Genomic DNA, 6,769 nt, shown 5'->3' with positions numbered 1-6,769 from the left:
GCGGGCCGACGCCGTCTACCGCGACACCGTGACCGCGCGCTACCTGAACGCCGCCAACCTCGCGGTGCTCCCGAGCCTGGACCGTCTGCCGCCGGCCGAGCGCACCGCGCTGCTGGACGACCTGGCCGAGGAGGCCAAGGAGCTGACCCTGCTGGTGGACGAGCTGGTGGCGCTCGCCGCCGAGCAGAAGGCGGACGAGGACCCGGTCGACGTGGTACTGGCCGACGTGGTCCGCGAGGCCGCCGCCCAGGCCCGGCGGCGGACCGGCCGCGAGATCACCGTCGACGCCGACGCCACCGTGGTCACCGCCCGCCCGGACGCGCTGGCCCGCGCGGTGGGCAACCTGCTCGACAACGCGGCCAAGTTCGACCCGGCCGGGGCCGCCCCGATCGACGTCGTCGTGCGCGGCCCCCGGGTCGAGGTGCGCGACCGCGGTCCCGGCATCGACCCGGCCGACCTGGAGCGCGTCTTCGACCGCTTCTACCGGGCCACCGCCGCCCGGAGCCTGCCCGGTTCGGGGCTCGGCCTGGCCATCGTCCACGAGGTCGCGACCTCGCACGGCGGGACCGCGTTCGCCGTCAACCGCGACGGCGGCGGCGCCGTCATCGGCTTCACCCTCGGCGACTGACCGGCCGCCGTGAACGCGGACGGCCCCCGGCACGAGAAGTACCCGGGGCCGTCCCACGAAGAACCCGTCACGCGGCGGCGAACAGCCCCCGCCCGAGCCAGTCGGCGGTGTCCTTCACGCCCGGCAGGACGAAGAAGTACCCGCCGCCGGTCGGCGAGATGTAGTCGACGAGCGGCTCGCCGATGAGCCGGGTCTGGGTGGCCTCGAACTGCCGCACCACGTCCTGCTGGTAGCAGCAGAAGACGAGGCCCATGTCGAGGTTGCCGGCCTTGTCGATGCCGCGGTCGTAGTTGAAACCGCGGCGCAGGATGCGCGAGTTGTCGGTGTCCGAGGTGCGCGGGTTGGCGAGGCGGATGTGCGCGTTGAGCGGGATCGCCTTGCCGCCCGGGTCCTTGGCGTAGTCCGGGGCGTCGTTCTCCTGGTGACCGTCGAGCGGGGCGCCGGTGTCACGGCGGCGGCCGAACATCTTCTCCTGCTCGGTGAGGGTGACGCGGTCCCAGAACTCGATCAGCATCCGGATGATCCGTATGACCTGGTAGCTGCCGCCGGTCGCCCACGCGGGCTCGCCCATGCCGTCGGTGACCCACACCAGCCGGTCCATCTCGCGGGCGGAGCCGGTGTCCGGGTTGACGATGCCGTCCTTGAAGCCGAGCAGGTTGCGCTGGGCGCCGTCGGGCCGGGACTGGTTCTGGAAGCCGTCGATCCGCCAGAGGATCTGCAGCGCGCCGCGGGTGTGCCGGGTGATGTCGCGCAGGGCGTGCAGGACGGTGTCCTGGCGGTCGGCGCAGATCTGCAGCGAGAGGTCGCCGTGGAGCTCGGCGGCCTGCAGGTTGTCGTTGGGAAACGTCTTCATCGGCGCGAGCTTGACGGGCTTGGCCTTGGCGAGGCCGTAGCGGTCGTCGAAGAGCGAGGCGCCGACGCCGACCGTCACGGTGAGGTTGTCGGTGGTCACGACGGGCCCGAGGAGGCCGCTGTCGGAGGGCGGCGCGCCGACGCCGAGGTCCGGCGGGGTGCCGCCGGCGGTGAGGAAGCGGATCCGCTCGGTCAGGGTCTTGAACAGGTCCTCCAGGGCCTTGCGGTCCTGGGCGATCACCTGGCAGGAGACGAAGGCCGCGTAGCCGGGCGCCGGGGTGGTGACGCCGGCCTGGTGCGCGCCGTGGAAGGGCACGACGCCGTTGGCGGCCTGGTGGCTGTCCCCCGCGGCGGCCGGCTCGGCGGAGAGCGTGAACGCGGCGCCGGTGCCGGCCAGGACGGCGGCCCCCGCGCCCGCGCCGAGCGCCGCCCGCACGAAGCTGCGGCGGGCCGGGCCGGCCGGGCAGCCGCCCTGCTCGGCCGCATCGACGGCGGCGGTGTGCGGGAACGGGCAGGAGCCGGTGGCTGCGGTGTGGTCGGTCATCAGGCGGCCTTCCGGATCTCGAGCATGGCGGGGATGGGGGACAGGTCTTCGAGCAGCTGGCCGGTGGCGCCGTTGAGCTGGCGGCGGGCGTCGGCGGGCAGCTTGTCCAGCGGGGTCCAGCCGTCGGCGGTGCGGGCGGCGGCGACGAGGTCGCCGACGCGCTTCATCCCGGCGTCGACGCGGACGAGGACCTGCGGGTCGCGCTCGTCGAGCAGCGGCTGGAGGAGCGTCAGCAGCTCCTGGGTGCCGGCCAGGTTGGCCTGGGCGGTGGCCAGGCTGGTGCCGCTGCCCATGTCGGTGTCGCCGGTCAGCTCGAACTGGAGGGTGTTCTCCAGAATCTCGTGGGCGCGCAGCGGCAGGTCGGCCGGGTCGAAGTCCTGGGTGGGGAAGTCGTGCACGAGGGTGGCGACGTCCCGGGCGAGGCCGTCGGCGGCGGGCGTCAGGTCCGCGGCGGACTGGCCGTGCCACAGGCCGTACTCCAGGCGCAGGAAGCCGGTGAAGCCGGCGTCCGCGGTCTTGTCGGCGAGGCCGTCGGCGCGGCCGTCGATCTTGCCGTCGAGGTCGGCGAAGGTGCCGTAGGCGGCGCCGAGCGAGGCGTACTGCAGGTGCGCGGTGAGCCAGTCGGCCTTGGCGGCGGCGAGGTCGCCGCCGTGGATGTCGGCCTGGAGCTTCTGGGACTGCGTCATGAGGGTCGCGAGGCCCTTGTTGACGTAGTCCTTGTAGCTGTCGAGCGGGCCCTTGAGGTCGTCGTCGGCGACCGGCTTGATGGCCTTGACCTCGGCGCCGCCGGTGACGTGCACGGAGGCGGAGGTGACGGACTTGCCGCCGGTGGGCACGCAGCGCCAGGCGTAGTCGCCGGTGCCGATGGTGGCGGTCAGGGCGCGGGTGGTGCCGGGCGCGAGGCCCTCGACCTCGCCGTAGACGGCGCCGCTGCCCGGGTTGACCAGGTACACCTCGGCGACCTTGTCGCCGGTGTTGTGCATCTGGAAGACCTGCTGGCCGGGCTCCGGGGTGCTGAAGCCCTTGCCGCACTCCTGCTCGGAGACGGCGACGGTGGCGGTGCTGTCCTTCTTGCCGTCGCTGACGGCGATGACGGCTCCGGCGACGACGGCCGGGACGGCGACCAGCGCGGCCGGGAGCACCCAGCGCGGACGACCGGAGGCGGCCGGCGCGGGCGCCTGCGCCTGCGGCTCGGCCTTCTCCTCGCCCTTCTCCTCGGCCTTCTCCGCCGACTTCTCGGCGACGGGCGCGGCCTGGCCGGCGCGCACGCCCTGCAGGAACAGCGTCATGACGGTGCACAGGTAGGCGACGTAGGCGACGACCTGGAGGACCGTCATGGTGACGGTCAGGTTGAGCGTGCCCTGGATCAGCGTGGCGTACCAGGACTGCGCGTCCAGGTGCCCGCTCAGGTCGAACGCGTACGACGTGGCACCGCCGACCAGCCCGGACTCCTGGAGGTCGCGCAGCCCGTAGCCGAGCACGCCGGCGGCGATCACGATCAGGCCGGCGCCGGTGACGGTGAAGAACCGGGTGAGGTTCATCTTGAGCGCGCGCCGGTACAGGCCCCAGCACAGGACCGCGGCGAGCACCAGGCCGACGGCCGCGCCGATCAGCGGGCCGGTGGACTCGCCGGCGGTGCGGACGTTGGTCCACAGGAAGAGGGAGGTCTCCAGGCCCTCGCGGGCGACGGCGAGGAAGCTGGTGAGCACGAGCGCGCCGGCGCCCAGCGCGAGCGAGGCCTCGACCTTCGACCTGATCTCGGCCGAGAGACTGCGCGCGGAGCGGCGCATCCAGAAGACCATCGCGGTGACGAAGCCGACCGCGATCAGGCTCAGGACGCCGCCGAACGCCTCCTGGGCGTGGCCGGACAGGTTCGCGGCGGTGAAGGTGAGCACCGCGCCGAAGCTGAGGCTGACGGCGATGGCCGCCGCGACGCCGGTCCACACCTGGGGCAGCCGGCCCTTGCGGTCGAACCGGACCAGGGTGGCGACCAGGATCGACACGATCAGGCCGGCTTCCAGGCCCTCTCGCAGCCCGATCAGAAAGCTGGGAAACGCTTCATCCCACATGCAGCGGGCTCCTCCCCCGGTCACCCCGGGTCGTACCTGTCCTCGGGAGTCCCACCGCGTCGACGGGGGGACGGCACAGCCGAACGCCCCGGACTGGTCGGTCCAGGGCGCCTCGGCTTAGCTTAGGCAAACCTTAGAGGTGCAGGGAGCCACTGAACCCGCCGTCAAGGTAAGGGTTCGGTATGAAACCACCCTTCCGTCTCGCTATTCGACCAGGCTTCCGGCGCGCCGCCTTCCGGCCGTCGGGGGGCCGGGCTCAGCCCCACCACTGCTCGGGGACGGCCTCCGGCTCGGCCGGGACGCCCGCGGGCTCGGGGACGGGCGCCACGTGCAGGTCGCCGCCGTCCGCCTCCGCGACCTCGTGGCCGGCCTCCCGCAGCGCGACCGCCGCCGCGCCGAGGACGGCGGTGCGCACCCCTTCGGACGGTTCGCCGCCCGGCGGCCAGCCGACCACCACCCCCTCCGGGCCGGGGCCGATCCACAGTGGGGACGGGCCGGCGGTGTCGAGTCCGGCGCGGGAGAGGGTCGCGGTCACGTCAGCGAGGAGTTCACGGTGATCCACCATTGGCGCAGCGTAGGCCGGGGCCCGCACGACCCCGGGGCGCGGCACGCGCCGAAACGGTTCGGCGGCACCCGACCGCAGCACCGCGCGCCTCCCGGACGGCCGATCGGAGGCCCGGGGACCCCCGTCCGGCCCGACACGAGCCGCCGGACGGGCCGATGGACGTGCACAGTCGGCCCCCTGCCGACAGCATGACAGAGTAAGCGATCCATCACCCTGAGCAACGGGACCAGCGGTCACCTGCACCGCGGGCCGGATCTCCCCGGCGGTCCCGTATCGAGAGGTCCCATGATCACATCACTCCGCCGGCCGGCGTTCTCGCCGACGGGCCTCCAGCACGGCACGCCGAGGACGCCGGGGAGCCCGTCGTGAGAACCGACCAGCAGTCGCAGCCGGGACCGGTGACCACCAGTACGCGCGCCCAGCCCGCGAACCAGGCCGAGGCCCTCGCCGACTGGGCCGACGGCCGCCTCGGCATCTACTCCCTGGCGAAGGCCAACCTGCGCAAGATCTTCCCGGACCACTGGTCCTTCATGCTGGGCGAGATCGCGCTCTACACCTTCATCATCATCATCCTGACCGGCGTCTGGCTGACGCTCTTCTTCAACCCGAGCATGGGCGAGGTCATCTACGACGGCTCGTACGTCCCGCTCAAGGGCATCCAGATGTCGGAGGCCTACGCCTCGACGATCAACATCAGCTTCGAGGTCCGCGGCGGCCTGCTGATGCGCCAGATCCACCACTGGGCGGCCATCGTCTTCATCGCCGCGATGCTGACGCACATGATGCGCGTCTTCTTCACCGGGGCGTTCCGCAAGCCGCGCGAGCTCAACTGGATCTTCGGCGCGCTGCTGCTGTTCCTCGGCATGTTCGACGGGTTCATGGGCTACTCGCTGCCGGACGACCTGCTCTCCGGCACCGGCATCCGCTTCATGGAGGGTGCCGTCCTGGCCGTGCCGATCGTCGGCACGTACCTGCAGTTCTTCATGTTCGGCGGGCAGTTCCCCGGGCACGACATCATCCCGCGCCTGTTCACCGTGCACATCCTGCTGATCCCCGGGGTCATGCTGGGCCTGCTCGCGGCGCACCTGATCCTGGTCTTCTACCACAAGCACACGCACTTCGCCGGGCCCGGCCGCACCAACGACAACGTCGTCGGCATGCCGCTGCTGCCGGTCTACACCGCGAAGGCCGGTGGGTTCTTCTTCCTGGTGTTCGGCGTCGTCGCCATGATGTCGGCGATCGCGACCGTCAACCCGATCTGGGCGTACGGCCCCTACCGGCCCGACCAGGTGTCCACGGACGCCCAGCCGGACTGGTACATGGGCTTCTCCGAGGGCCTGATCCGCGTCATGCCGGGCTGGGAGATCAGCGTCTGGGGCGGCCACACCCTGAACCTCGGGGTGTTCATCCCGCTGATGGTCTTCCCGACCGTCCTGCTGATCATCTGGTGCTACCCGTTCCTGGAGGCCTGGGTCACCGGGGACCGCGGCGAGCACCACATCGCCGACCGGCCGCGCAACGCGCCGGTGCGCACGGCCTTCGGCGCGGCCTGGATCAGCCTCTACCTGATCCTGCTGGCCGGCGGCGGCAACGACCTGCTGGCGACCCATTTCCACCTGTCGATCAACGCGATCACCTACGCGGTGCGGATCTGCTTCTTCGCGCTGCCGGTGGTCGTCTTCGTGATCACCAAGCGGTGGTGCATGGGCCTCCAGCGCCGCGACAAGGAGAAGGTGCTGCACGGCCGCGAGACCGGCGTCATCAAGCGGCTCCAGCACGGCGAGTTCATCGAGGTGCACGCGCCGCTGCCGCAGGGCCGGATGTACACCCTCACCTCGCACGATCAGCCGGAGCCGGTCGAGCTGGAGCCCGAGGTGGACGAGAACGGCGTGGCCCGCAGGGCCGGGCTGTTCACGCGCGCGCGGGCGAAGCTCTCGCGCGGGTTCTACGGCGAGGGCAGCCGGATCGCCAAGCCGACCGTCGAAGAGCACGAGGAGATCAGCAGCGGCCACGGCCACCACTGATCCCCGCGCACACACGCCGAGGGCCCGCCGCAGCGACTGCGACGGGCCCTCGGTGCTGCAGTCAGCCCCGCAGGATCGCGGGCACGG

General features: G+C 72.1%; 5 protein-coding genes. 2 read left to right on the top strand and 3 right to left on the bottom strand.

Annotated elements, in window-relative coordinates:
• Positions 1–628, top strand: a 628-nt coding sequence (locus AB0O00_RS25770) for an ATP-binding protein (protein ID WP_363655553.1), incomplete at its 5' end; no start/stop codon positions are given.
• Between the two features lie 67 nt (positions 629–695).
• Here the strand turns inward: AB0O00_RS25770 and efeB are convergent.
• The 3 genes from efeB to AB0O00_RS25755 all read right to left on the bottom strand — a co-directional run bounded on the left by efeB (position 696) and on the right by AB0O00_RS25755 (position 4,658).
• A complete protein-coding gene (gene efeB, locus AB0O00_RS25765) occupies positions 696–2,024 on the bottom strand; it encodes an iron uptake transporter deferrochelatase/peroxidase subunit (protein ID WP_363655551.1) in 1,329 nt (442 codons plus the stop codon).
• Positions 2,024–4,093 (bottom strand): iron uptake transporter permease EfeU, encoded by a 2,070-nt coding sequence (gene efeU / locus AB0O00_RS25760; RefSeq protein ID WP_363655549.1) that lies wholly within the window; start codon positions 4,091–4,093, stop codon positions 2,024–2,026. Before efeU ends, efeB begins: the two co-directional genes overlap by 1 nt.
• Positions 4,094–4,349: 256 nt before the next feature.
• Positions 4,350–4,658, bottom strand: a complete 309-nt coding sequence (locus AB0O00_RS25755) for a hypothetical protein (protein ID WP_363655547.1) — start codon at positions 4,656–4,658, stop codon at positions 4,350–4,352.
• 398 nt (positions 4,659–5,056) lie between these two features.
• Here AB0O00_RS25755 and AB0O00_RS25750 point away from each other — a divergent pair, with 398 nt between their 5' ends.
• Positions 5,057–6,682, top strand: coding sequence for a ubiquinol-cytochrome c reductase cytochrome b subunit (locus AB0O00_RS25750; protein WP_363655555.1), 1,626 nt, complete (start codon positions 5,057–5,059; stop codon positions 6,680–6,682).
• The last annotated feature ends 87 nt before the right edge of the window (positions 6,683–6,769 follow it).

This window comes from Kitasatospora sp. NPDC093558, from assembly GCF_040683475.1.
GTDB lineage: Bacteria > Actinomycetota > Actinomycetes > Streptomycetales > Streptomycetaceae > Kitasatospora.
This window is presented reverse-complemented; position numbering and strand designations above follow the sequence as displayed.